The sequence below is a fragment of the Rhizobium sp. WCS2018Hpa-16 genome, from assembly GCF_031843705.1.
GTDB lineage: Bacteria > Pseudomonadota > Alphaproteobacteria > Rhizobiales > Rhizobiaceae > Agrobacterium > Agrobacterium tumefaciens_C.
This window is the reverse complement of the sequence record NZ_JAVTIX010000002.1, coordinates 282,090-305,437: the sequence shown is the minus strand read 5'-3', so window position 1 is coordinate 305,437 and position 23,348 is coordinate 282,090. Positions and strand designations below refer to the sequence as shown.

Below are 23,348 nucleotides of genomic sequence, written 5' to 3'. Positions count from 1 at the left end.
CAAACAACTCCCCGCTGTCATGCAAAATCGATATCATGGCACTGCTTCGGCTCTCTCCACCCGACGCACCCATGGCCTCCACCTGTTAAGCTGTGCTGATTGGTGGATGTTGTCAATCGGATTGGCCTGCCTTGATGGGACAGGGTTTGAATTTTCTGCAAGCGATGCGCTCTGCGTTGTTTCATCTGTCAAAAACTTGGGCTAAAAGCGCGGCAATCAACGACGAGGATCTTTCCCATGGCGTCTTCCGAAAGCGAAATGCAGGCCCGGCTTCTGGCGCAGGCCCTGCCCTTCATGCAAAAATACGAAAACAAGACCATCGTGGTGAAATATGGCGGGCATGCCATGGGCGATTCGAGCCTGGGCAAGGCCTTTGCCGAGGATATCGCCCTCCTCAAGCAGTCCGGCATCAACCCCATCGTCGTCCATGGCGGCGGCCCACAGATCGGCGCGATGCTGAGCAAGATGGGCATCGAATCAAAGTTCGAAGGTGGCCTGCGCGTCACCGATGCCAAGACCGTCGAAATCGTTGAAATGGTTCTGGCCGGTTCGATCAACAAGGAGATCGTCGCCCTCATCAACCAGACCGGCGAATGGGCCATCGGCCTGTGCGGCAAGGATGGCAACATGGTCTTCGCCGAAAAGGCAAAGAAGACCGTCATCGATCCCGACAGCAATATCGAGCGCGTCCTCGATCTTGGCTTCGTGGGTGAAGTGGTTGAAGTCGACCGCACGTTGCTCGACCTTCTGGCCAAGTCCGAAATGATCCCCGTGATTGCGCCGGTTGCTCCGGGACGCGACGGCGCGACCTACAATATCAACGCCGATACGTTTGCGGGCGCCATCGCCGGTGCGCTGCATGCCACTCGTCTGCTGTTCCTGACGGATGTTGAAGGCGTTCTCGACAAGAACAAGGAGCTCATCAAGGAGCTGACGGTTTCCCAGGCGCGGGCGCTCATCAAGGATGGCACGATTTCCGGTGGCATGATCCCCAAGGTCGAGACGTGCATCGAAGCCATCAAGGCAGGCGTTCAGGGCGTTGTCATTCTCAATGGCAAGACCGCCCATTCGGTTCTGTTGGAGATTTTCACCGAAGGTGCGGGCACGCTCATCGTTCCCTGATTTAAGAAAACAGCAAACCCAGGATGCCGCTGACAATCAGCAGGCATCCTGCAAGCTCCATGGCGTTGACCCGTTCCCGAAACAGGAACCACGACGCCATGAAGGTAAAGATCAGTTCGATCTGGCCAAGCGCGCGGACATAGGCCACCTGCTGCAGCGTCATCGCGGTGAACCAGCAGGCAGAGCCGATCACCCCGGCAATGCCGACCAGCGCCGATGAGCGCCATGTCACCAGCACCTGCACGATCTCGGATCTGTCTTTCCATGCCATCCAGACCAGCATGAAAACGGTTTGAAACGTGGTGACGCATGCGAGCGTCACGGCCGCAGACATGATCGGCCCGGCCCCTTCGAGAGACAGCGATGCGCTGCGGTAGGCCACGGCTGAAACGCCGAACATGCCGCCTGACGCAATTCCGATCAACGCCGTGCGGCTGGTCATCGCCGTCAAAGTGTTTCGCCAGGATAATGGCATCCGCGCCACGGAAATCGTCATCACACCAAGGACGCCGACCAAAATGGCGCCGATGGCACCGGCATTGAGCTTTTCGCCCAAGATGACAAAGCCGAACAAGGCTGCCTGCACCGGCTCCGTTTTGGAATAGGCCGTGCCGACTGCGAAATTACGCAGCGAAAACAGATGCACCAGCATCATCGTCGCATAGATTTGTGCCAAGCCACCGACGACAGCCCACAGGAAAAAGCCTGTGGTGAAGCTCGGCAAGATCTCGCCCATTCCCATATGCAGAAAGAACACATAGGCAACCGCAATCGGAAAGCCGTATCCGAAGCGAACGAAGCTTGCGCCGCGCGTTCCGAGCGACCCCTGCAATTGCTTTTGCAATGCGGAGCGCAGGTTCTGCATGAAGGCGGCGGCGATGGTGATGGGTATCCAGAGTTCCATGCCTTTGGTTATCACGCCCGCACTGACGCCCCAAAGCCCGGAAAATGGCGTAAGTGTCGCCTTTTCGATTTTCTTTGGGCTGGCGACAGGGCATAACAGGCCCATGAGCACGAAACCGAAGAACGCACCGAACCCCGCCGAATTTTCCCATGTGACCGAGTGGGTCTTCGATCTCGACAACACGCTTTATCCGCATGAGATAAACCTGTTTTCGCAGATCGACAAAAACATGACGGCCTATGTGGCCGAGCTTTTGCAGCTGGAGCCCGACGAAGCGCGCAAGCTGCAAAAACAGTATTATCATGAGCATGGCACCACGCTTCAGGGGCTGATGATCCATTATGGTATTGATCCCGATGCCTTTCTGGAACGCGCCCACGCCATCGATTACTCAGCCCTGCTGCCAAACCCGGAACTGGGCGAAGCGATCAAGGCCTTGCCGGGGCGCAAATTCATTCTGACCAATGGCAGCGTGCCGCATGCGCAGGCGGCTGCCGGGGCGCTGGGCATTCTCGACCATTTCGAGGATATTTTCGACATTGTCGCCGCCGATTACCTGCCAAAGCCTGCCAGCGCGACCTATGAGAAGTTCGCCGCCCTTGCCAAGCTGGACACGACAAAGGCCGCCATGTTCGAGGACCTGCCGCGCAATCTGACGGCACCGAAGGCTCTTGGCATGAAGACCGTGCTTCTGGTGCCGCGCAATCTCGAAGGCATCGTCATGGAGCGCTGGGAAATTCCTGCAACCAGCGACGACCACATCGATTTCGTGACCGATGATCTGACCGGCTTTCTGAAAGCGCTGCCCGGGACCTGACATCAGGAGGTTACCGATTTGTCATGCACATTACTGATGTTTAAGTAGCGAAAGTGGCATGAGATGACTACCTTTCAACCAGGGACAGCATTTGAAAGGTATAGACCATGACAATCAGAAAATTCGCTCTTACGGCGCTTGGCGCGGCTCTGGTCCTGAGCACAACAGCCCCGATGTCCATGGCAGCACCGCGTGGCCCTGGCAAGGATGGTCCGCCCATGCGCCCTGAACTGGCCTATGTCTATTTGCTGAAGACAGCCGATACGAACAAGGACGGCAAGATTTCCAAGGAGGAGTTTGCCGCACGCCAGGACGCTTTGTTCACACAGATCGACGCCAACAAGGATGGGACGGTTACGCCGAAGGAAATGCGGGACTTCCGCAAAGCCCGGATGGATGAGTTCCGTGCCGCCAATCCGCGTCCAGAGCGTGAAAAGATGGAAGGTCGCGAAGGCAAGAAGGCTGGAGCTGAGCATGCAGAGCGCGACGGCAAGGGCCATGAAGGCCGCAAGCACGAGGGCCGCGAAGGTGGCAAGCGTCCCGGTGGCCGGATGAACGCGATGTTCGCCATGGTCGATACCGATGGCAACGGCCAGATCAGCAAGGCTGAATATACAGCGGCCGGCGAAAAGATGTTTGCCCGCCTCGACAAGAACACAGATGGCGTCATCAGCATCGACGACATGCCGGACCGTCCGTTCATGTAATTTTCTAAACATCTGAGAAGCAAAGCCCGCCTCGCGCGGGCTTTGTGCATTCCGGCATTTGCGCTTTTCACTAGCGGGCTTCGTGCTATATCAGGTCATTGCTATCTGAAGGATATGTTCGTGAGCGCCGCCACCCTCCTTGCCTATGCAACCGCCCTCTTCATCGCCGCCGCCATACCGGGGCCAGGCATGACGGCGATTGTGGCGCGGGCGCTGGGCTCCGGCTTTCGCGAAACCTTCTTCATGGGACTTGGACTGGTGCTGGGTGACATGGTCTATCTGACCGCCGTGATTCTTGGCCTCGCCTTCGTTGCGCAGACCTTTCAGGAAGCCTTCATGGTTCTGAAAATCGCGGGCGCCGCCTACCTTCTTTACATTGCTTGGAAGCTGTGGACGGCGGGGCTTTTGCCGCAGGATTTGCAGGCAAAGAAAAGCACCAGCATCGGCATGTCTTTCCTGTCGGGTCTGTTGATCACGCTTGGCAACCCAAAGACCATGCTGTTTTACGTGGCCCTGGTGCCGACGCTGATCGACATCCGCATGATCGGCAGCACAGAGTATGTCACTCTGCTGGCGGTGACATTTGTTGTGCTGATGGCCGTGCTCATTCCCTATATTCTGCTGGCGTCCAAAGCCCGGACGCTGTTGAAGCGTCCCAGCGCGCTTCAAATCCTGAACCGCACGGCAGCCGGAATTCTGGCTGCGACAGCCGCCATGATCGCAACCCGGGCGACTTGAGGCAATCATTCTACAAGTACCAGAAATTGTAGAATGCCATGCTGGACACAAGCCAATATAAGCACTCCCATTCTCTAGCGTCGCCAGATCAATTTCCCTATTCTGTGCTAAATTCTTGACCATTTGCACTTTGGGAGCATGCCATGTCTGAAGCCAGAAAACCCGGACGCGGACGGATCTATTCCTCGATTACCGAAACCGTCGGCGATACGCCGCTGGTGCGGCTCGACAAGCTGGCGCGGGACAAGGGCGTCAAGGCGACCATTCTGGCCAAGCTTGAATTCTTCAACCCGATTGCCTCCGTCAAGGACCGTATCGGCGTTGCCATGATTGATGCGCTGGAAGGCGAGGGCAAGATCACGCCCGGCAAGACAACGCTGGTGGAACCCACATCCGGCAATACAGGCATTGCACTGGCCTTTGCCGCAGCCGCCAAGGGTTACAAGCTGATCCTGACCATGCCCGAAACCATGTCCATCGAGCGCCGCAAGATGCTGGCGCTCTTGGGTGCCGAACTGGTGCTGACCGAGGGACCCAAGGGCATGAAGGGTGCGATTGCCAGAGCGCATGAGCTGGCCGCGACCATTCCCGACGCGGTCATTCCGCAACAGTTCGAAAACCCCGCCAACCCCGATATTCACCGCAAGACGACGGCCGAAGAAATCTGGAACGACACCGATGGTGGCGTGGACATCTTCATTTCCGGCATCGGCACGGGCGGCACGATTACCGGCGTGGGGCAGGTCTTGAAGCAGCGCAAGCCTGAGGTGAAGGTGGTCGCGGTCGAGCCTGCCGACAGCCCGGTTCTGTCGGGCGGCACGCCCGGTCCGCACAAGATTCAAGGCATCGGTGCCGGTTTTGCGCCAGCGGTTCTCGACACAAAGATCTATGATGAAATCGTGACGATCAGCAATGAAGAGGCCTTCGAGACGGCCCGCCTCGTCGCCCGCCTGGAAGGCGTGCCGGTCGGCATTTCCTCCGGTGCTTCTCTTGCCGCTGCCATCAAAGTTGGTGCACGCGAAGAGAATGCGGGCAAAACCATCGTTGTCATCATTCCGTCCTTTGCCGAGCGGTATCTCTCGACTGCATTGTTCGAGGGCCTTGGCCTATAAGATCGCTTAGGCTTTACGCCCCGCTGGCATTGCTTGTGGGGCGTGAAGCAGGACACACAGTGACGCCTCTCCGCAACCCCGTGATGTCAAAAATCGCGGCGAGCTTTTAGCCAAGCTTCGCCGTTCACGCGGCATGTTCTGCCCGTGGTTTGGTCTTTTCTTTCTGACCATCGCCGTTTTGCGGCCATGGGTATTTCGGACGGGGCGCTGGAAGTTGCCTCGTTGGGTAGTTTAAGTGTTGGCACCTTTCAGCGCCCCGTTCAGCGGTTTATGTCCGCCCACGATCTCTTGCCACGGCTGGCTGATCCCGGATGGCGAGGGCAGACCTTGCCGGAAAACCGGTCGGACATGACCAAGGTACAACCCTTCCCCATTCCGGGCGGCGGCACCCATAGAGGATGCCACCTGCCAGTTCGGCCACACCTGCCTTCGCCTGACATCCGCGCCGATTGATCAAGGCGCGGACACGAGGCGATCCGTTCTCCGCAAGATGGGCGTAGGCTGTTGGCCGATGCTGTCCCTCACGATCCGTCCGCACCATCTCTGGCACAGGGCAGATGCAGCGTGTTCCTGTGTACCGCCTGACTTTCGCCGTTCCGCCATTCGGTCGCGTTCGACCATAGGCGGAGGGCTGTCGGTACGCCCGGTGGCTGACGAGCCAGACTGATGCAGGCGCTTTACGAACCCGTCAGGCATTCGCAAAGCGCAAGCGTCAGGCCGGATCGAACATGGAGGAGATTGCGCCAGCCGGTCCGAAACCGGCGCCATCCCCTCACCCGTTGCCACCGGGGAGATCGCTGCCAGACCCCGGCGATGAAAGGTTGCGTAGCCTCATCACCACCAGCGCCGGTTCCGCCTCGCCGCAACGCCTTGCGGTGTATCCGAGGGCGGAACGGGACCATTGTGCGGGTGATTCGCCCGTCATTGAGAAAGTGCAGATCGATTTTTTGAGGATTTTCCCAAGATTTTTATTAAGCGACTGTTTCAGATGGAAAATATCTTGCGATAGAGGGATGCTGATGGTTGGGGCATGACCCTCACCTGAAAATGACGCCTGAGCTGCGCCAAGGTCATGATTTTCTGTCCTCTCCCTTGAAGGGAGAGGGAACCCGCAGGCAGCGCGGCGCGCCCTCGATCAGGCAGCAGCCGTCAACCGCTCTCCGGCGATACGGTAGGAGATGGCTTCGGCCAGATGAATGCGGGTGACGGTTGGCTTGTCATCCAGATCGGCAAGCGTGCGGGCGACTTTGAGGATGCGGTGATAGCCGCGTGCGGAGAATTTCAGCTTCTCAGCCGCGTCGCGCAGCAATTGCAGGCCGGGCGCGTCCGGTTCTGCGAATTTTTCGATCAGCGCTGTGGAGCAGCGGGCATTGGTGCGAATGCCGTTAAAGCCTGCCGCAGCGAAGCGATCCTGTTGCAGATCACGCGCGCGGGCAACGCGGATGGCGACATCGGCGCTGGCTTCTGCGGCCATGGGGCGAATGAGGTCGGCAGCGGAAACGGCGGGAACCTCGATGCGGATATCGATGCGGTCCATCAAGGGGCCAGAAATGCGCTGCTGATAATCCGTAACGCAGCGCGGACCACGGGCGCAGGTGAAGCCGGGCTCGCCCGCCATGCCGCATTTGCACGGGTTCATGGCGGCAACCAGCTGGATTTCTGCGGGATAGCTGACGCGATGATTGGCGCGGGCAATGATGCACTCGCCCGTTTCCAGCGGCTGACGCAGGGCATCCAGCGCCTGCGGTGAAAACTCCGGGAACTCATCGAGAAACAGCACGCCGTGATGGGCAAGCGATGCCTCCCCCGGCTTTGCCCGCATGCCACCGCCCACAAGTGCTGCCATGGTGGCGGAATGGTGCGGGGTGCGGAAGGGACGCCGATCCGACAGCTTGCCGCCGGAGAGTTGCCCGGCAATGGAATGGACCATGGAAACTTCCAGAAGTTCCGACGCCAAGAGCGGTGGCAGGATGGAGGGAAGGCGCGAGGCCAGCATAGATTTGCCCGAGCCGGGTGGACCGACCATCAGCAAATTGTGGCCTCCGGCAGCAGCGACCTCCAGAGCGCGCTTGGCGCTTTCCTGGCCCTTGATATCGGCCAAGTCCGGCAGGTTGGCGGGGTTGGCGCGGATGGCAGCGACCGGGCGTGCCAGCTGTTGCGTCCCGCGAAAATGATTGACGAGGGCAATGAGGCTGCGCGGTGCGAGAATTTCAAACTGAGCCCCTGCCCATGCGGCTTCTCCACCGCTATCTGCCGGGCAGATAAGGCCCTTGCCCTGCGCATTGGCGCCGATGGCAGCAGGCAGCGCACCGGATACGGCCCCAATGGTGCCATCCAGATTAAGCTCACCCAGAACGACATAAGCATTGAGCGCTTCCGCCGGGATGGCGCCCAGCGCGGCCATGAGGCCAAGCGCAATGGGCAAATCGAAATGCGAGCCTTCCTTGGGCAGATCAGCGGGTGCCAGATTGACGGTGACCTTCTTGGCGGGAAGTGCCAAGCCGGACGCATGGAGGGCGGCCTGCACCCGCTCCCGGCTCTCTGCGACGGCCTTATCCGGCAGGCCGACGATCTGCATGCCGACCTTGCCCGGCGCGACCATGACCTGAACCTCGACAGGCACACCCTCTATGCCCTGAAATGCCACCGTATTGACGCGCGCAACCATGAAAGCCCCCATATGCGGACTTTCGAAAACTCGCATAAAGCGAGTAGTTGTCCGTCTCTGCAACCTTGCACAGACGCCAACGCAAAACAAGAACAGGAAGTGAACAATTTCACTTATACCGGGCAGAAAAAATGTGGCCGGTTGCAGGCTATCAAACGCCGGTGGAGCCGAAGCCGCCCGCGCCGCGTGTTGTCTGCGAGGTTTCGCTGACCTCGACAACATCAACCTGCGTGACCGGCGCGATGACCATCTGGGCGATGCGCATGCCGCGCTCAACCACGAAATCCTCCTGCCCCAGATTGGCGAGGATGACCTTGACCTCACCGCGATAATCGCTGTCCACGGTGCCGGGCGTGTTGAGGCAGGTGATACCGCTCTTGATGGCAAGGCCGGAGCGCGGGCGGATCTGTGCCTCATAGCCTTCAGGCACTTCGAAGATGAAGCCAGTGGGCACCAGAGCGCGGGTGCCGGGCGCTAGCACCAGCGGTGCGCCTTCCTCCACCGCTGCGCGTAGATCCATGCCTGCGGCCCCTGATGTCTCATAGGAGGGCAGTTCAATGCCTCCCGCGTGGGGCAAGCGGACAAGATTAAGGGCGGGGCGTTTCTGCTTTTCTTGGGTCATGGCGCATTAGTTTTCCTTGTGCGGGCCAAGGTCAATTGCAAAAGCGGCCCCGAAACGCTAGATACCCCGCAATTCCACAGGATTTGTCAGATGACCGAAACACTCGCAGAGGCGGTTTCCCGCCGCCGCACCTTCGCTATTATCGCGCACCCGGACGCCGGTAAGACGACGCTGACCGAAAAGCTGCTGCTGTTCGGCGGTGCCATTCAGCTGGCCGGTGAAGTGAAGGCGAAGAAGGACCGCATCCAGACGCGGTCTGACTGGATGAAGATCGAGCGCGAACGCGGCATCTCCGTCGTGACCTCGGTCATGACCTTTGAATATGACGACAAGGTCTTCAATATTCTTGATACGCCGGGCCACGAAGACTTTGCCGATGACACCTATCGCACGCTGACGGCGGTGGATGCTGCGATCATGGTGATCGATGCCGCCAAGGGTATCGAGCCGCGCACGCTGAAGCTTTTCGAAGTGTGCCGCATGCGCGATATTCCCATCATCACCTTCGTCAACAAGATGGACCGTGAAAGTCGGGATATCTTCGAAATCCTTGATGAAATCGAAGAGAAGCTGGCGCTGGACACGGCGCCGATCACCTGGCCGATCGGTCGCTCCAAGAGCTTCTGCGGCTCTTATTATCTGGCCAGCAACAAGGTTCGCGGCTCTGATAAGGAGGTTGAGGCAACGCAGGTGAATGGCCCGCAGGATGTGGCCAGCCGCTTGCCGGAAAACGAGCGTAAAGCCTTTGTCGAGGAAACGGAACTGGCGCTGGAAGCCTGCCGCCCGTTTGATCGCGAGGCGTTTCTGGAAGGGCATCTGACGCCGGTGTTCTTTGGCTCGGCGCTGCGCAATTTCGGCGTGCGCGACCTGATCAATGCACTGGGCGAGATTGCGCCACCACCGCGCAACCAGGTGGCCGATACGCGCACCGTGCATGCCGATGAAAACAAGATGACGGCCTTCGTCTTCAAGATTCAGGCGAATATGGACCCCAACCACCGCGACCGTATTGCGTTCGCGCGCATCTGCTCCGGCAAGCTGGAGCGTGGCATGAAGGCACGGCTGGCGCGCACCGGCAAGCAGATGGGCCTGACGGCTCCGCAATTCTTCTTCGCCTCGCAGCGCCACATTGCCGACACGGCCTTTGCGGGCGATGTGGTGGGCATTCCCAACCACGGCACCCTGCGCATTGGTGACACGCTGACCGAGGGTGAAAACCTCGTTTTCCAGGGCGTACCCAACTTCTCGCCGGAAATTCTGCGCCGCGTGCGGCTGGAAGATGCGATGAAGGCGAAGAAGCTGAAGGAAGCCCTGCACCAGATGGCCGAAGAAGGCGTCGTGCAGCTGTTTTCACCCGAAGACGGTTCTCCTGCCATCGTGGGCGTTGTCGGCGCGTTGCAGCTGGACGTGCTGAAGGAACGGCTGATGGGCGAATATGGCCTGCCGGTCTCGTTTGAAATGTCGCGCTTTTCGATCTGCCGCTGGATTTCAGCCGAGCAGCCTGCCGATATGGAGAAGTTCCTGACGGTGAAGCGCGGCGATATTGCCCGCGACCTGGATGGCGACCCGGTGTTTCTGGCGCAGGATGCCTTTTCGCTGCGCTACGAGGCGGAGCGTTATCCCGGCATCAAGATGGTGGCGATCAAGGAATACCACGTCGCAAAAGCGGCGTGATAACGGTCAAATGAAAACCCCGGCTGCAAGGCCGGGGTACGATCTCGGAAATATCAACCCTGCGCTTCGCGCTTGCGCTCGATGGCATCCCACAGCAGGCTTGCGACATCGGCACCGCCGAATTTCTTGACTTCGCGGATGCCGGTCGGTGACGTGACGTTGATTTCCGTCATGTAGTCGCCAATCACATCAATGCCGACGAAGAGGAAGCCGCGCTCGCGCAAGGCAGGGCCGATGCGTTCGCAGATTTCCTTTTCACGGGCCGTCAGTTCCGTCGGCTCTGGGCGGCCGCCGGCGTGCATGTTGGAGCGGGCATCGTTTTCCGCAGGCACACGGTTGATGGCGCCAACAGGCTCTCCATCCACCAGCAGGATGCGCTTGTCACCCTTGCGGACATCAGGCAGATATTGCTGGGCGATATAGGGCTCGCGGAACATCTGGCCGAACATTTCCAGAAGCGAGGAGAAATTGCGGTCATCGCGGGTGGAGTGGAACACGCCAGCGCCGCCATTGCCGTAAAGCGGCTTGAGGATGATATCGCCCATCTCTTCGCGGAAGCGGGCAATCTCTCCCGGATCCTTGGTGATGAGCGTTGTCGGCATCAGGTCAGCGAATTCGGTGACGAAAATCTTTTCCGGCGAATTGCGCACCCAGGCCGGATCGTTCACGACGAGCGTCTTGGGGTGGATGCGCTCCAGAAGATGCGTTGAGGTGATGTAGGCCATGTCGAATGGCGGGTCCTGGCGCAGATGGATGACATCCATGGTCGCGAGGTCGACGCGCTCGGGTTCGGACAGGGAGAAATGATCGCCCTTGATATCGCGCAGCTGCATCTGCTCCACGGTGGCGTAGATCTTGCCATCGCGCATCGACAGGCGATCCGGCGTGTAATGGAACAGGCGATAGCCACGGGCCTGCGCCTCAAGACTGATCGCGAAGGTGCTATCGCCCGCAATGTTGATGCCGGAGACATGATCCATCTGGATCGCGACGTTCTTGATTTTGGCCATGCGCAGTTTCCTTTTGAAAGCCCGAAAGGTTTAGGGCAGGCAAGCTTCAAAGGCAACTGTTACGCAGTGGCGCATCTATGAGTTTTATTGACTGGTCCGAGGCTTACAACGACGGCGCTTTCGCGGGCATCAGCTTGTTCTTGACGCGGTAGGCAAAGGCAATCGGCGCGGGGAACGGGCGGCGCAGAAAGGCGACCTTGCGCACGTACGCATCCACCCGCCATGTGGCCCAGGTGCCCGCCTTGAAATAGGCGACATCGCCGGCGCGCAGCATATGGATAGTGCCATCTTCCGCCGTGACATGCACATCGCCTTCCAGAATATGGACGGTTTCATCCCAGCCGAAATACCAGCGGAAAGTGCCAGCTGTGCAATCCCAAAGGGCGGTGTGGGCGGCGCGGTCGTCACTTCTGGAGTGGTCGGCCATGCGGGCGACGGGCTGGCCCTCGATGATCCAGTCCGGATTGATCGGGGCGGGCTTCATCTCCATGGCGTGCGACGACTGCGAGACGACGGGCTCCGCCCGGCGGCTTCGGCTTGTCAAAGGTATGGATGGCACGGAACGCGCCGCGATTGCCGCAACACTTGCGATCAGTACATGCAAAGCCATATTGCGCCCCCATTTTGCAATGGGAACGCCATAACACAAACCGCGTAAGCATGAACTTCCATAAATAGATTCAAATTTAACGGAAGATCACTTTTGGGCGATCAATGGGCGCTAGCAAACTCCGGTGCCTGATGGTGTGCGCTATGTGCGGCACCTTCGATACGCTTGCCAGTTTCCCTATCGAAGAAATGCAGCTTTTCCAATGCAACGGAAAGCGACAATTCCTGAGGGATTTCGGTTTCCGATGCGCAGGCAACGGTCAGCGCCTGATCGCCCAGCATTCCGTGGATGAGGCGCTGCGAGCCGAGCTCTTCGATATATTCGACACGGAACGGCATGCCCTGCTCCGGGCCATGCACGAAACGCAGGTCTTCGGCGCGGATGCCGACCGTGACAGGGCCTGAGGCCGGGGCATAGCCGTTGAGCGACAGAACCGTTGGGCCGATGGCCAGCCGATCTCCATGCAGTTCGGCGGATAGAAGGTTCATGGCGGGAGAGCCGATGAAGCTGGCGACAAAGGTCGAGGCTGGCTTGTGGTAGACCTCCAGCGGCGCGCCGATCTGCTCGATCCGACCGGCATTCAGCACCACGAGGCGGTCTGCCAGCGTCATGGCTTCCAGCTGGTCATGGGTGACATAGATGGAAGTGGTGCCGAGGCGGCGTTGGAGGCGCTTGATCTCGCCGCGCATGGACACGCGCAGCTTCGCATCGAGGTTGGACAGCGGCTCATCGAACAGGAAGGCGGCGGGCTTGCGCACAATGGCGCGGCCCATGGCCACGCGCTGGCGCTGACCACCCGACAGTGCCCGTGGCTTGCGATCCAGATAGGGCTGAAGCTCCAGCATGCGGGCGGCTTCTGCCACGCGCGCATCGATTTCTGCCTTCGGCGTCTTGCGGTTCTTCAGGCCATATTCCAGGTTCTGGCGCACCGACATATGCGGATAAAGCGCATAGTTCTGGAACACCATGGCGATGTCGCGATCGGCGGGCTCCACATCATTGACGACGCGGTTTCCGATGCTGACGGTGCCATCGGAAATTTCTTCCAGACCCGCGACCATGCGCAACAGGGTGGACTTGCCACAGCCCGACGGGCCAACGAGCACGATGAACTCGCCATCCCTGATGGAGATATCCACATCATGCACGGCGCGCATGCCGTTGGCGTAATCCTTGCAGACCTGAGTGATTTCGATCTCGGCCATATCAGTATCCTTTATTTGTCGCTTTCGGTGAGGCCCTTGATGAACCAGCTCTGGAAGATGACGACGATCAGCACGGGCGGCAGCAGGGCCAGAATGGCAAGCGCGAAAGCTTCGTTGTAATCGGGGATTTGCGAACCGACCCAGACCTGGAGGATCGATTTGATGCCGCGCATGATGGTGAAGAAGCTTTCATCATTGGTCATGAGCATGGGCCAGAGGTACTGGTTCCATCCATAGACGAACATGATGATGAAGATGGCGGCCATCATGGTGCGCGACAGGGGCAGGAGAATATCGATGAAGAACTTGACGGGGCCCGCGCCATCAATGCGCGCCGCCTCCAGAATTTCATCCGGCACCGCCTTGAAGAACTGGCGGAAGTAGAACGTGCCTGTGGCCGATGCCAGAAGGGGCACGATGAGGCCGGTATAGGAGTTCAAAAGGCCCAGTTTGCTCATGACCTCATAGGACGGCATGATGCGCACTTCGAGCGGCAGGAGCAGCGTGGTGAAGATGATCCAGAAGGCGAAGGTCGCGAAACGCAGCCGGAAATAGACGATGGCATAGGCGGCGAACATCGACAGCGCGATCTTGCCGACGGCAAAGCCGACGCCGAGGATCAGCGAGTTGATGACCATGTTGAGGCCGGTAACCTGACCGGTGAAGCCGCCCTTCTGGGTCAGAACCTTCTCATAGGTGCCGACGAAATTATCGCCCGGCAGAAGGGTCAGACCATTCATGTGGATCTCTGCCGCCGTGTGGGTCGACGTCATGAAGGCGACGACGACCGGCAACATCAAGAGCAGCGAACCGATGATGAGGATCAGATGGTCGAGGGGTTTGGTCTTGTACATAGTGTGTAATCCTCAACCGTAATGGATGCGTTTTTCGAGGAAGCGGAATTGCAGCACCGTCAGCACAAAAACCACGATCATGAGAATGACCGATTGCGCCGATGAGCCGCCAATATCGTTGCCGCGGAAGCCATCCAGAAACACCTTGTAGACAAGGGTAATGGGGTTGTTTGCCGCCTTGTCCTTCACCATCACGTCGATGACGGCGAAGGTATCAAACAGCGCGTAGGTGATGTTGATGATGAGCAGGAAGAAGGCCGTGGGGGCCAGCAACGGCATGATGACGGTCCAGAACCGGCGAAAACCGGAGCGGCAATCGATGAAGGCGGCTTCGCGCACCGAAACGGGAACGCTTTGCAGGCCAGACAGGAAGAAGATGAAATTATAGGGGATCTGCTTCCAGACCGACACGAAGACCATGGCAAAAGCGGTATCGAAATAATTGACGCCCACCTGCATGTGCCAGCCAAGCGTGGCGGCAATCTTGACGAAGGGGCCGATATGCTGATCGAAAAACATCATGCCGATGAGGCCCGCAACCGGCGGGGCGATGGCATAGACCGAAATCAGCATGGTCTTGTAGGCCGAAGCACCCCGGATGACCGCATCTGCCTTGACCGCCAGCAACAGGCCGAGCGCGAGAGAAAAGACCGTGACAAGCACTGTGAACACGACGGTGAACTTGGCGATGTTGAAGTATTCGGTGCTCAGCAAAGCATCGGAATAATTTGAAAAGCCGACAAAGGTCGAGCCGAAGCCGAAAGGGTCTTCAATATAAAACGAGGACTGAACGGCTTGCACCGATGGCCAGTAGAAGAACACGAAAATGACGATCAGCTGCGGCGCGATCAACAGATAGGGCAAATAGGATGACGAGAACTGCACCCGCTTTTCTGTCGATTGAGCGGCTTTCGCAGGTTTTTTTGCCTTGGCAAGGATGCCCGGCAGGGTCCGCACGGGACGCGGTTGTGAAGTCGTATAGGCCACGCGCGTAAACCTTTATGTGTGTTTTGGATCGACGCTTCTGGAATGAAGGAAGAACCAGGGATTAAGGACAGGCTTTGCGCTCTCCTCCACGTCATCCTCGGGCTTGTCCCGAGGATCTGACCACGTTCGATGTTGTGGTTCGTTAGATCCTCGGGACAAGCCCGAGGATGACGTGGAGGGTTGAGCGAAGTTTGCAGACAGCCAACAGACCTCCCCTTTTGAAAAAGGGAGGTCCATTTGGTTTAAGGCTAAAGCTGATCAGCCAGCGGTCTTGGCGAAACGGGCCAGAAGCTCGTTGCCTTCCTTTTCGATGATCTGCATGGCTTCCTTTGGCTGAACTTCGCCAGAGAAGATGCGGCCATATTCGCGCTCCATGATCGAGCGGATCTGTGGGTAGAAGCCGAGGCGGTAGCCCTTGGACCATTCGCCGCCTGGGAGAGAAAGCTGCTTGATGCCAACTTCGGCAACAGGCTGCTTCTCGTAGTAGCCTTCCTTCTTGGTCAGCTCGTAAGCTGCCTTCGTGATGGCGACATAACCGGTTGCCTGGTGGTAGAACTTCTGAAGTTCTGGCGAGGTCAGGAACTGGAAGAAGTCAGCAACGCACTTGTTTTCTGCTTCCGACTTGCCGGACATGGCAAACAGGGCAGCGCCGCCGATGAAGGAGTTGGTGCCTGCACCCTTGATGGAGCCCCAGTATGGCAGGAAGGTTGCAGAGAACGGCATCTGTGCTGTCTTCTGCAGGCCCCCGAAGGAGCCGGAAGAACCGATCCACAGCGCAACCTTGTTTTCTTCGAATGGCTTCTGGTTATCGTTCCAGCCAGCGCCGTAATAGGCGAAGTAACCCTGATCCTTCCAGGACTTCAGCTTGTCGAACATCATGACGAGGTTCGGGTCTGTGACCTTCAGCTTGGTATCGACAACGCTGTCATAACCATTGTTGTTGGTGGCGAACTGCAGGTTGTTGCGCGAGAAGAAGTTCTCGGTGAATTCCCATGTGAGCTGGGTCTGAACGAGCGGAATGAAGCCGGCTTCTTTCAGCTTTGGTGCTGCTGCTTCAAATTCTTCCCAGGTCTTTGGTGCTTCAACGCCAGCCTTTTTCAGGGCTTCGGTGTTGAAATACATGATAGGAGCGGACGAGTTGAAGGGCATGCCGACGAACTTGCCATCAGCGGCGGCAAAGAAGCTGCGAACGCCGGGAATGAAGGCTTCGCGGTCAAACTTGTAACCGGCCTTGGTGATGATGTCTTCGGCAGGAATAACAGCGCCCTTGGCATTGATGATGGTGGCGGCACCGGCATCAAAAACCTGAAGGATGTTTGGCTGTTCGCCGGAACGGAAGGCAGCGATGCCGCTGGCCAGGGCTTCTTCATAGGTGCCCTTGGACACTGGCGTCAGCGCGCAGGCGCTCTGGGCAGCGTTGAACTTCTGGGAAACTTCGTTGATGACTTCGCCATTGCGGCCACCCATGCCATGCCACCAGGTGATGTTGGTTGCCGCCATGGAAGACGTTGCCGAAAACGTGATGGCCATTGCGGCCATGGAAAATTTCTTGATCATAGTTTCGTCCTCTACCGCCCTTGTTGGGTTGAGGATGCGAATAGGCCCGTTCCGTGACGGGGTTTTTACAGTTTCATGGCAGATTTATTACAGCGCAACCTAATCAAGCGGACGACTTTTCGCGCTTCACCCGCTGCGTGTGCCTATTAAAACGCATGGATGAAATGTTTTGGTATGCGGCGCGGCATGACGGCCACGATATCAAACCGCATGGACAGGTGTGCGGCATCCTTCCGGCGCGAGAGCCAGATATCGGCAGCGGCGCGGATGCGCTGTTGTGCAGTGTAGCTCACGGCATCGACAGCGCCGGATTCGGTCGCGCGGGCCTTGACCTCGATAAAGGCAACGACATCCTTTTTACGGGCGATGAGATCGATTTCGCCTGACGCCGTGCGGTAGCGCAGCGCCAGAATGCGATAGCCTTTCAGCATGAGATAGAGTGCCGCCCAATATTCGGCGATATGGCCGCGCCTGTAGGCGCGGCGCTTGGCAGTTGCCTCACGCGCCATCGCTGTCCTTCAGGTCCAGAATGCGCTGATAAAGCTCCTTGCGTGGCAGGCCGGTAAGTTTGGAGGCTTCGGCGGCGGCCTTTGCGGCGGGCATGGTGGAGACGAGGTCTTTCAGCAGCTTTTCCACATCTTCCATATCGGGAATTTCATTGTAGGACGGTGGCTCGATGAGCAGCACGATCTCGCCCTTGACGATGCGGTCATCATTATAGAACTCGGCAAGTTCACCCAGCGTGCCGCGGCGGAATTCCTCGAAGGTCTTGGTCAGTTCCCGGCACACGACAGCGCGGCGGTTGGGGCCCAGCACTTCGGATGCAACCTTGATGGTGGCGCAGATGCGGTGCGGGGATTCAAAGAACATCATGGTCGCTGGTATCTTCGACAGTTCCGAGAAGCGGTCGCGCTTGCCCTTGTCCTTGACCGGCAGGAAGCCCGCAAACATGAAGGCATCGCTCGGCAGGCCGGAGCCGACGAGCGCGGCGAGAGGCGCGGACGCACCGGGAATGGGCACGACGCGGTGGCCCGCCTCGATGGCCATCTGGCCCAGCCGATAGCCAGGGTCCGACACCAGCGGCGTTCCGGCATCCGAGACAAGGGCGACCGATTTTCCGGCATCCAGCGCTGCAATGAGTTTGGGGCCAGCCTCTTCGGCATTGTGCTCATGATAGGAATAGGGACGGTTGCGAATGCCGTAACGATCCAGGAGGACGCGGGTGACGCGGGTATCTTCGCAGGCCAGCACATCGGCAGAGGCCAATGTTTCCAGCGCCCGCACGGTGATATCGCCCAGATTGCCAATGGGGGTTGCGACGAGGTAGAGAGCTGCCTCGATGGGGCGCGCTGGCACGGTGAAGCCGCCGAGTTTGAAACCGCGTCCATTACCGTCTGGGCCGTCTGCGTCATCGGTGGTCTGGTCGCTCAAGGGTTCATCTGTCACTGCGTCATTCCCGTCATGTCTCAATTCCCTGCCTTTATGGGCAAGACGAGGCCCATGAACAAGGCCGTTCTGGAGGCTCAAGCCATCCAAGGGAATGTATAGCGTGGAAAAGGCAGCAATGACTGAGCTTGGCCCCTTGCATTTTCCTCGATAACTCTGCCATTTTGCCCGTCCACATTATCCGGCCACAATGCCGGAGACACTATCTTGGCGATCCCTCCCCTTCAGGATCGCATCGGTTGAAAGCGGAAGTCTTCATGCGTATTACCCTCGAGCGGTCGAACCTTCTGAAATCGCTGAACCACGTGCACCGCGTGGTGGAACGGCGTAACACGATCCCGATCCTGTCCAACGTGCTGCTGCGCGCCTCCGACGCCAAGCTGGACATGAAGGCGACCGACCTTGATCTCGAAATTACCGAGGCGACACCTGCGATGGTGGAACAGGCCGGCTCGACCACGGTGCCTGCGCATCTTCTCTATGAAATCGTGCGCAAGCTGCCTGACGGTTCCGAGGTGCTTCTGGCGACCAACCCTGATGGCTCGACCATGACGGTGGCGTCTGGGCGCTCCAAATTCTCTCTGCAGTGCCTGCCGGAGACCGATTTCCCGGATCTGACCGCCGGAACCTTCAGCCATGTCTTCAAGCTGAAGGCATCGGACCTGAGAATGCTGATCGACCGCACGCAATTTGCGATTTCGACCGAAGAGACACGTTATTATCTAAACGGCATTTTCTTCCACACGATTGAAAGCGGCAATGACCTGAAGCTGCGCGCCGTGGCAACCGATGGCCACCGTCTGGCCCGCGCCGATGTGAACGCGCCTTCCGGTTCCGAAGGCATGCCGGGCATCATCATTCCGCGCAAGACGGTTGGCGAGTTGCAGAAGCTGGTGGACAATCCCGAGCTGGAAGTGACCGTCGAGGTTTCCGACGCCAAGATCCGCATTGCGATTGGCGATATCGTTCTGACATCCAAACTGATCGACGGCACCTTCCCGGATTATCAGCGCGTGATCCCGACCGGCAACGACAAGGAAATGCGCGTTGATTGCCAGTCCTTTGCCAAGGCCGTGGACCGCGTATCGACCATTTCATCCGAGCGCGGCCGCGCTGTGAAGCTTGCGATTACCGAGGGACAGCTAACGCTGACCGTCAACAACCCGGATTCTGGCAGTGCGACGGAAGAAGTTGCCGTTGGCTACGAGCATGAAGGCATGGAAATCGGCTTCAACGCCAAATATCTGCTGGATATTACCGCCCAGCTTTCCGGCGAAGACGCGATCTTCCTTCTGGCCGATGCCGGATCGCCGACGCTTGTGCGCGATACCGCAGGCGATGACGCGCTTTACGTGCTGATGCCGATGCGCGTCTAGCATCTTCACCGATCAACAGGACTTCGGAAACGCCGGCGAATCCCCTTCGCCGGCGTTTTTGTTTGCAGAATTTTCATCTTTCGTTAAGATTTTCCTATTGCGACATTTTTCATTGTCTTTACGACAGAGAGACAACATATCGCCACAGTTTCCACAAATGTTGGCACAAAATAATCCTAAGGGGGACCGGATGGGACTGAGCCTTAAGCAGCGCTTCGGCAGAAAATTCGAAGAGGAAATCCGTTTCTTCAAGGGAATGGTCAATCAGCCAAAGAAGGTTGGCGCCATTGTTCCGACGTCAGGCGTGACCGCACGGCGCATGGCCAGCGTCATCACCCCGCAATCCGGCCTGCCCGTGCTGGAGCTTGGGCCGGGAACCGGCTGCATCACCAAGGCCATTCTGGGCCGGGGCGTGAAGCCGGAAAACGTGACGGCCATCGAATATTCCACGGATTTCTATCAGCAACTGCTGCGCAGCTATCCGGGCGTGAATTTCATCAATGGCGACGCCTTCGATCTGAATGCGACCTTGGCCGCGCAGAAAGACCAGATGTTCGACTGCGTGATTTCAGCCGTGCCGATGCTGAACTTCCCCATGGCCGAGCGCATCCGCCTTCTGGATGACCTGCTGAACCGTGTGCCGCACGGTCGCCCGGTGATCCAGATTTCCTACGGTCCGGTTTCGCCCATCGTTGCCCAGCCGCATCTCTACCACATCCGCCATTTCGACTTCGTGGTGCGCAACATTCCACCTGCCCAGCTGTGGACCTATACCCGCGCCTGAGTTAGCGTCTTGGGCATGTACGCGCTTTATATTACCCACCCGCAGGTCAGGATCGATGCGAACGTGCCAGTGCCTGATTGGGGACTGTCCGACCTCGGTGCGCAGCGCGTTCGCAGGGCTGCCGCCTCTCCCTGGGCAGAGGCGTTGCGGCGCATCGTTTCGAGCAGCGAGAAAAAGGCCATTGAAACGGCACGGATTTTCGCGCGCGCCTCCGGTATCGAGGTCGAGACAGCAGCCAACATGCATGAGAACGACCGAAGCGCCACCGGGTTTCTTCCGCCCGATGAGTTCGAACGCGCCGCAGACTGGTTCTTTGCCCACCCGCAGGCAAGCTACAAGGGCTGGGAGACGGCAGCTGACGCGCAGGCGCGGATCGTCGGCACCATCGAGGCCGTTCTCGCCAGCCACGATCCCGCTGCTCCCATCGCATTCATCGGCCACGGCGCGGTCGGAACGCTGCTGAAATCGCACCTTGCGCATGGCACCATCAGCCGTCGCGGCGACCAGCCACCCGGTGGTGGCAATATCTTCTGTTTTAGTCTTGCAGACCGCAGTCTCACATGCGACTGGACGCCAATGGAACAGTGGAAGGGGATGACATTATGACCGCACGCGAGCGCCTGATTGTCGGGCTTGATCTTCCAACCGTGGCCGAAGCCGAAAAAATCGTCAACGCATTGGGCGACGACGTATTGTTCTACAAGATCGGCCATCAACTGGCCTTTGCGGGCGGGCTTGAGTTCGCCAAGGAACTGGCCGCAAGCGGCAAGAAGATCTTCCTCGACATGAAGCTTCTCGACATCGACAACACGGTGGCATCGGGCGTGGAAAACATCGCCAAGATGGGCATGTCGATGCTGACGCTGCATGCCTACCCCAAGGCGATGCGGGCTGCGGTGAAGGCAGCGCAGGGCTCTGACCTGACGCTGCTGGGCGTGACCGTTCTGACCTCCATGGACGATGCCGATCTGATCGAAGCGGGATATCAGGGCGATGCGCGGTCGCTAGTGATGAAGCGGGCAGCGCAGGCGCGGGATGCGGGCATGGGCGGCATTGTCTGCTCAGCCGAGGAATCTGCTGCCGTGCGCGAGATCGTGGGCACCGACATGGCGGTCGTGACACCCGGCATTCGCCCCGCGGGTTCTGACGCTGGCGACCAGAAGCGTGTGGTGACACCGTTTGATGCGATCAAGGCCGGGTCCAGCCATCTCGTGGTTGCCCGCCCCATCGTCAAGGCTGCAGACCCCAAGGCTGCGGCACGCGCTATCATGGACGAAATGTCCAAGGCAATCTGAAAGGAAGACATCATGGCCAAGGGTTACTGGATTGCACAGGTGGATGTGCGCGATGCTGAACGCTACAAGGATTACATTTCGACAGCCAAGCCCGCCTTCGAGCGTTTCGGCGCGAATTTTCTGGCGCGTGGCGGTGTGGTCAACCAGCTTGAGGGCAAGGGCCGGGCGCGCAATGTCGTCATCGAGTTTCCATCGATGCAGCATGCGCTGGATTGCTACAACAGCGATGAATACCAGCAGGCGCTCAAGATCCGCCAGGAAGTGGCCGATGCTGAGTTGATGATTCTCGACGGCGCCTGATCATTATCAAGTATACGTTCACTCTCATCATGTCTGGTCGCTGTTCTCTCTTCCCGTTGCATCGGCTTTGAGCTAAGAGACGGAAACGCCTAGATTCAACGCTTCGCAGGAGCTTCCCATGCCTTTGGCCAACCTTCCCCCTCTCGTCACCGTTTTCGGCGGTTCGGGCTTTGTCGGACGGCATGTGGTGCGCACTCTGGCCAAGCGCGGATACCGCATTCGCGTCGCCGTACGCCGCCCCGATCTGGCGGGCTTTTTGCAGCCGCAGGGCAATGTCGGACAGATTTCCTTCGCGCAGGCCAACCTGCGCTACAAGGAGTCCATCAACAAGGCCGTCGAGGGTGCAGACCATGTGGTCAACTGCGTCGGCATTCTGTTTGAAAACGGACGCAACACATTCGACGCCGTGCAGGAATTCGGCGCACGCGCTGTGGCGGAAGCTGCCAGAAATGCCGGTGCGACGCTGACCCATATTTCCGCGATTGGCGCAAATTCCAATTCGACCGTCGGTTACGCCCGCACCAAGGGCCGCGCAGAAGCCGCGATCCGTACTGCTCTGCCAGACGCCATCATTCTTCGCCCATCCATCGTGTTTGGACCGGAAGACGATTTCTTCAACAAGTTCGCGGGCATGGCGCAGAGCATGCCGTTCCTGCCGCTGATCGGCGGTGGCCACACCAAGTTCCAGCCCGTCTATGTGGAAGATGTTGCAGAAGTCGTCGCCCGCAGCGTTGACGGCGCACTGAAGCCCGGCGCGACCTACGAGCTTGGCGGACAGGATGTCATGACATTCCGTGCCTGTCTTGAGGCGGTTCTGGCCGCGACCTACCGCCAGCGCCCGCTGGTGAACCTGCCATTCGGCATCGCGACGCTGATCGGCAAGATCGCTTCTATGGTGCCGCTGATCACGCCGCCATTGACGGCAGATCAGGTCACGATGCTGAGAGATGACAACGTCGTTTCTGCAGAGGCCGAAAAGGCCGGCCTGACGCTGGAAGGTATCGGCATGACGCCCGTGCGCGTGTCTTCGATCCTGCCGACCTATATGGTGAGCTACCGTACCAACGGACAGTTCAGCAATGCAGGAAAAGCTGCCTGAGGCAGTGCAACCAAACGCACATCCGTGCGTTCTCACGATAACGGGCAGCGACTAGTTCGCTGTCCTTTGCATGTGGGGGCACATCTTGATCAGAGTTTCAGCGGCACAAGCGTGGCACAAGGGCAACTGTGGACAAGAGTTCGCATTAACCCCGTATTCAGTAAGCTCCTTTATTGCTACACGCCACATCCTACACACATCCAGAACATAATAATCACCGTGCAACGCTTCGCGTCCTCACGTTCATCGTCTGAAAGGCTAAATAAAAATGGGCAAGTCTATCGCACTCTTTTTTGCGTGTGCGGCTTTGGTTGTTCTGGCAGGTTCGTTTATGGCTCCAGGTACTGTCGCAGCCAACAAGTCAGGCTGTTCACCAGCTTACGGCGTCGACCCATGCACGACGAGCTCCATCTCGGCGAACTGATCAATCGCAAGCAGAGCGCCTTGCTCTGATTTTTCAA

General features: G+C 58.6%; 23 protein-coding genes. 12 read left to right on the top strand and 11 right to left on the bottom strand.

Translation table 11 applies throughout. From position 1 onward, the window contains the following. Nucleotides 1-237: 237 nt before the first annotated feature. On the top strand, nt 238-1,122 hold the full coding sequence (gene argB / locus RQI55_RS07620) for an acetylglutamate kinase (protein WP_042616363.1): 885 nt from the start codon (nt 238-240) through the stop codon (nt 1,120-1,122). 1 nt (nt 1,123) lies between these two features. Here argB and RQI55_RS07615 read toward each other — a convergent pair whose 3' ends face one another. After that, nucleotides 1,124-2,026, bottom strand: a complete 903-nt coding sequence (locus RQI55_RS07615) for a DMT family transporter (RefSeq protein ID WP_243257004.1) — start codon at nt 2,024-2,026, stop codon at nt 1,124-1,126. 103 nt (nt 2,027-2,129) lie between these two features. Here RQI55_RS07615 and RQI55_RS07610 point away from each other — a divergent pair, with 103 nt between their 5' ends. The 4 genes from RQI55_RS07610 (at nt 2,130) to cysK (ending at nt 5,400) form a co-directional block, all read left to right on the top strand. Continuing rightward, on the top strand, nt 2,130-2,843 hold the full coding sequence (locus RQI55_RS07610) for a pyrimidine 5'-nucleotidase (RefSeq protein ID WP_192063304.1): 714 nt from the start codon (nt 2,130-2,132) through the stop codon (nt 2,841-2,843). Between the two features lie 107 nt (nt 2,844-2,950). After that, entirely contained in the window at nt 2,951-3,550 is a 600-nt protein-coding gene (locus tag RQI55_RS07605) for an EF-hand domain-containing protein (protein ID WP_243256742.1), read from the top strand. 120 nt (nt 3,551-3,670) lie between these two features. Beyond that, nucleotides 3,671-4,288, top strand: a complete 618-nt coding sequence (locus RQI55_RS07600; protein WP_311272450.1) for a LysE family translocator — start codon at nt 3,671-3,673, stop codon at nt 4,286-4,288. A 143-nt stretch (nt 4,289-4,431) separates the two neighbouring features. Beyond that, nucleotides 4,432-5,400, top strand: coding sequence for a cysteine synthase A (cysK, locus tag RQI55_RS07595; protein ID WP_243256744.1), 969 nt, complete (start codon nt 4,432-4,434; stop codon nt 5,398-5,400). A 1,135-nt stretch (nt 5,401-6,535) separates the two neighbouring features. Here the strand turns inward: cysK and RQI55_RS07590 are convergent. Together RQI55_RS07590 and dut are read right to left on the bottom strand one after the other, a co-directional pair. Next, nucleotides 6,536-8,068, bottom strand: coding sequence for a YifB family Mg chelatase-like AAA ATPase (locus tag RQI55_RS07590; RefSeq protein ID WP_311272449.1), 1,533 nt, complete (start codon nt 8,066-8,068; stop codon nt 6,536-6,538). Between the two features lie 151 nt (nt 8,069-8,219). Next, entirely contained in the window at nt 8,220-8,690 is a 471-nt protein-coding gene (gene dut / locus RQI55_RS07585; RefSeq protein WP_243256747.1) for a dUTP diphosphatase, read from the bottom strand. A 90-nt stretch (nt 8,691-8,780) separates the two neighbouring features. Between dut and RQI55_RS07580 the strand changes: the two genes are divergently transcribed. Then, complete coding sequence (locus RQI55_RS07580) at nt 8,781-10,364, top strand: peptide chain release factor 3 (RefSeq protein WP_243256748.1); 1,584 nt, start codon at nt 8,781-8,783, stop codon at nt 10,362-10,364. Between the two features lie 53 nt (nt 10,365-10,417). Here the strand turns inward: RQI55_RS07580 and gshB are convergent, their stop codons facing one another. From gshB to rsmI, 8 genes are all read right to left on the bottom strand, one after another. Continuing rightward, nucleotides 10,418-11,374: a glutathione synthase gene (gene gshB, locus RQI55_RS07575; protein WP_243256749.1), complete on the bottom strand. Its 957-nt coding sequence runs from the start codon at nt 11,372-11,374 to the stop codon at nt 10,418-10,420. A 103-nt stretch (nt 11,375-11,477) separates the two neighbouring features. Then, a complete protein-coding gene (locus tag RQI55_RS07570) occupies nt 11,478-11,984 on the bottom strand; it encodes a cupin domain-containing protein (protein ID WP_243256750.1) in 507 nt (168 codons plus the stop codon). A gap of 101 nt (nt 11,985-12,085) precedes the next feature. Beyond that, nucleotides 12,086-13,189 carry a sn-glycerol-3-phosphate import ATP-binding protein UgpC gene (locus tag RQI55_RS07565; protein ID WP_192063294.1) on the bottom strand — a complete coding sequence of 368 codons (1,104 nt, stop codon included), beginning with the start codon at nt 13,187-13,189 and terminating at the stop codon, nt 12,086-12,088. Nucleotides 13,190-13,200: 11 nt separating this feature from the next. Further along, on the bottom strand, nt 13,201-14,043 hold the full coding sequence (gene ugpE, locus RQI55_RS07560) for a sn-glycerol-3-phosphate ABC transporter permease UgpE (RefSeq protein ID WP_042616354.1): 843 nt from the start codon (nt 14,041-14,043) through the stop codon (nt 13,201-13,203). A 12-nt stretch (nt 14,044-14,055) separates the two neighbouring features. Next, nucleotides 14,056-15,030 carry an ABC transporter permease subunit gene (locus tag RQI55_RS07555; protein WP_082249798.1) on the bottom strand — a complete coding sequence of 325 codons (975 nt, stop codon included), beginning with the start codon at nt 15,028-15,030 and terminating at the stop codon, nt 14,056-14,058. Between the two features lie 258 nt (nt 15,031-15,288). Then, nucleotides 15,289-16,587 (bottom strand): extracellular solute-binding protein, encoded by a 1,299-nt coding sequence (locus RQI55_RS07550; RefSeq protein ID WP_042616353.1) that lies wholly within the window; start codon nt 16,585-16,587, stop codon nt 15,289-15,291. A gap of 146 nt (nt 16,588-16,733) precedes the next feature. Further along, nucleotides 16,734-17,096, bottom strand: a complete 363-nt coding sequence (locus tag RQI55_RS07545) for a YraN family protein (RefSeq protein ID WP_243256751.1) — start codon at nt 17,094-17,096, stop codon at nt 16,734-16,736. Beyond that, entirely contained in the window at nt 17,086-17,943 is an 858-nt protein-coding gene (gene rsmI, locus RQI55_RS07540) for a 16S rRNA (cytidine(1402)-2'-O)-methyltransferase (RefSeq protein ID WP_243257005.1), read from the bottom strand. The genes RQI55_RS07545 and rsmI overlap by 11 nt, the downstream gene beginning before the upstream one ends. Before the next feature lie 347 nt (nt 17,944-18,290). Here rsmI and dnaN point away from each other — a divergent pair, with 347 nt between their 5' ends. The 6 genes from dnaN to RQI55_RS07510 all read left to right on the top strand — a co-directional run bounded on the left by dnaN (nt 18,291) and on the right by RQI55_RS07510 (nt 22,887). Next, on the top strand, nt 18,291-19,409 hold the full coding sequence (dnaN, locus tag RQI55_RS07535) for a DNA polymerase III subunit beta (RefSeq protein ID WP_243256752.1): 1,119 nt from the start codon (nt 18,291-18,293) through the stop codon (nt 19,407-19,409). A gap of 190 nt (nt 19,410-19,599) precedes the next feature. Next, on the top strand, nt 19,600-20,193 hold the full coding sequence (pmtA, locus tag RQI55_RS07530) for a phospholipid N-methyltransferase PmtA (RefSeq protein WP_243256753.1): 594 nt from the start codon (nt 19,600-19,602) through the stop codon (nt 20,191-20,193). Between the two features lie 15 nt (nt 20,194-20,208). Then, complete coding sequence (locus RQI55_RS07525) at nt 20,209-20,799, top strand: histidine phosphatase family protein (RefSeq protein WP_243256754.1); 591 nt, start codon at nt 20,209-20,211, stop codon at nt 20,797-20,799. Next, entirely contained in the window at nt 20,796-21,488 is a 693-nt protein-coding gene (gene pyrF, locus RQI55_RS07520) for an orotidine-5'-phosphate decarboxylase (protein WP_243256755.1), read from the top strand. The genes RQI55_RS07525 and pyrF overlap by 4 nt, the downstream gene beginning before the upstream one ends. A gap of 12 nt (nt 21,489-21,500) precedes the next feature. Beyond that, nucleotides 21,501-21,788, top strand: a complete 288-nt coding sequence (locus RQI55_RS07515) for a DUF1330 domain-containing protein (protein WP_243256756.1) — start codon at nt 21,501-21,503, stop codon at nt 21,786-21,788. Nucleotides 21,789-21,906: 118 nt separating this feature from the next. Then, nucleotides 21,907-22,887 carry a complex I NDUFA9 subunit family protein gene (locus RQI55_RS07510; RefSeq protein WP_311272448.1) on the top strand — a complete coding sequence of 327 codons (981 nt, stop codon included), beginning with the start codon at nt 21,907-21,909 and terminating at the stop codon, nt 22,885-22,887. Nucleotides 22,888-23,348: the final 461 nt, after the last annotated feature.

Bases quoted from the DNA above. Each gene is read 5' to 3' on its own strand.
- RQI55_RS07565 (WP_192063294.1), bottom strand. From the start codon at position 13,189: ATGGCCGAGATCGAAATCACTCAGGTCTGCAAGGATTACGCCAACGGC.
- ugpE (WP_042616354.1), bottom strand. From the start codon at position 14,043: ATGTACAAGACCAAACCCCTCGACCATCTGATCCTCATCATCGGTTCG.
- RQI55_RS07510 (WP_311272448.1), top strand. From the start codon at position 21,907: ATGCCTTTGGCCAACCTTCCCCCTCTCGTCACCGTTTTCGGCGGTTCG.
- cysK (WP_243256744.1), top strand. From the start codon at position 4,432: ATGTCTGAAGCCAGAAAACCCGGACGCGGACGGATCTATTCCTCGATT.
- pyrF (WP_243256755.1), top strand. From the start codon at position 20,796: ATGACCGCACGCGAGCGCCTGATTGTCGGGCTTGATCTTCCAACCGTG.
- dut (WP_243256747.1), bottom strand. From the start codon at position 8,690: ATGACCCAAGAAAAGCAGAAACGCCCCGCCCTTAATCTTGTCCGCTTG.
- RQI55_RS07610 (WP_192063304.1), top strand. From the start codon at position 2,130: ATGAGCACGAAACCGAAGAACGCACCGAACCCCGCCGAATTTTCCCAT.
- RQI55_RS07515 (WP_243256756.1), top strand. From the start codon at position 21,501: ATGGCCAAGGGTTACTGGATTGCACAGGTGGATGTGCGCGATGCTGAA.
- RQI55_RS07550 (WP_042616353.1), bottom strand. From the start codon at position 16,587: ATGATCAAGAAATTTTCCATGGCCGCAATGGCCATCACGTTTTCGGCA.
- RQI55_RS07605 (WP_243256742.1), top strand. From the start codon at position 2,951: ATGACAATCAGAAAATTCGCTCTTACGGCGCTTGGCGCGGCTCTGGTC.
- RQI55_RS07545 (WP_243256751.1), bottom strand. From the start codon at position 17,096: ATGGCGCGTGAGGCAACTGCCAAGCGCCGCGCCTACAGGCGCGGCCAT.
- RQI55_RS07580 (WP_243256748.1), top strand. From the start codon at position 8,781: ATGACCGAAACACTCGCAGAGGCGGTTTCCCGCCGCCGCACCTTCGCT.
- argB (WP_042616363.1), top strand. From the start codon at position 238: ATGGCGTCTTCCGAAAGCGAAATGCAGGCCCGGCTTCTGGCGCAGGCC.
- RQI55_RS07590 (WP_311272449.1), bottom strand. From the start codon at position 8,068: ATGGTTGCGCGCGTCAATACGGTGGCATTTCAGGGCATAGAGGGTGTG.
- RQI55_RS07525 (WP_243256754.1), top strand. From the start codon at position 20,209: ATGTACGCGCTTTATATTACCCACCCGCAGGTCAGGATCGATGCGAAC.
- RQI55_RS07570 (WP_243256750.1), bottom strand. From the start codon at position 11,984: ATGGCTTTGCATGTACTGATCGCAAGTGTTGCGGCAATCGCGGCGCGT.
- pmtA (WP_243256753.1), top strand. From the start codon at position 19,600: ATGGGACTGAGCCTTAAGCAGCGCTTCGGCAGAAAATTCGAAGAGGAA.
- gshB (WP_243256749.1), bottom strand. From the start codon at position 11,374: ATGGCCAAAATCAAGAACGTCGCGATCCAGATGGATCATGTCTCCGGC.
- RQI55_RS07615 (WP_243257004.1), bottom strand. From the start codon at position 2,026: ATGGAACTCTGGATACCCATCACCATCGCCGCCGCCTTCATGCAGAAC.
- dnaN (WP_243256752.1), top strand. From the start codon at position 18,291: ATGCGTATTACCCTCGAGCGGTCGAACCTTCTGAAATCGCTGAACCAC.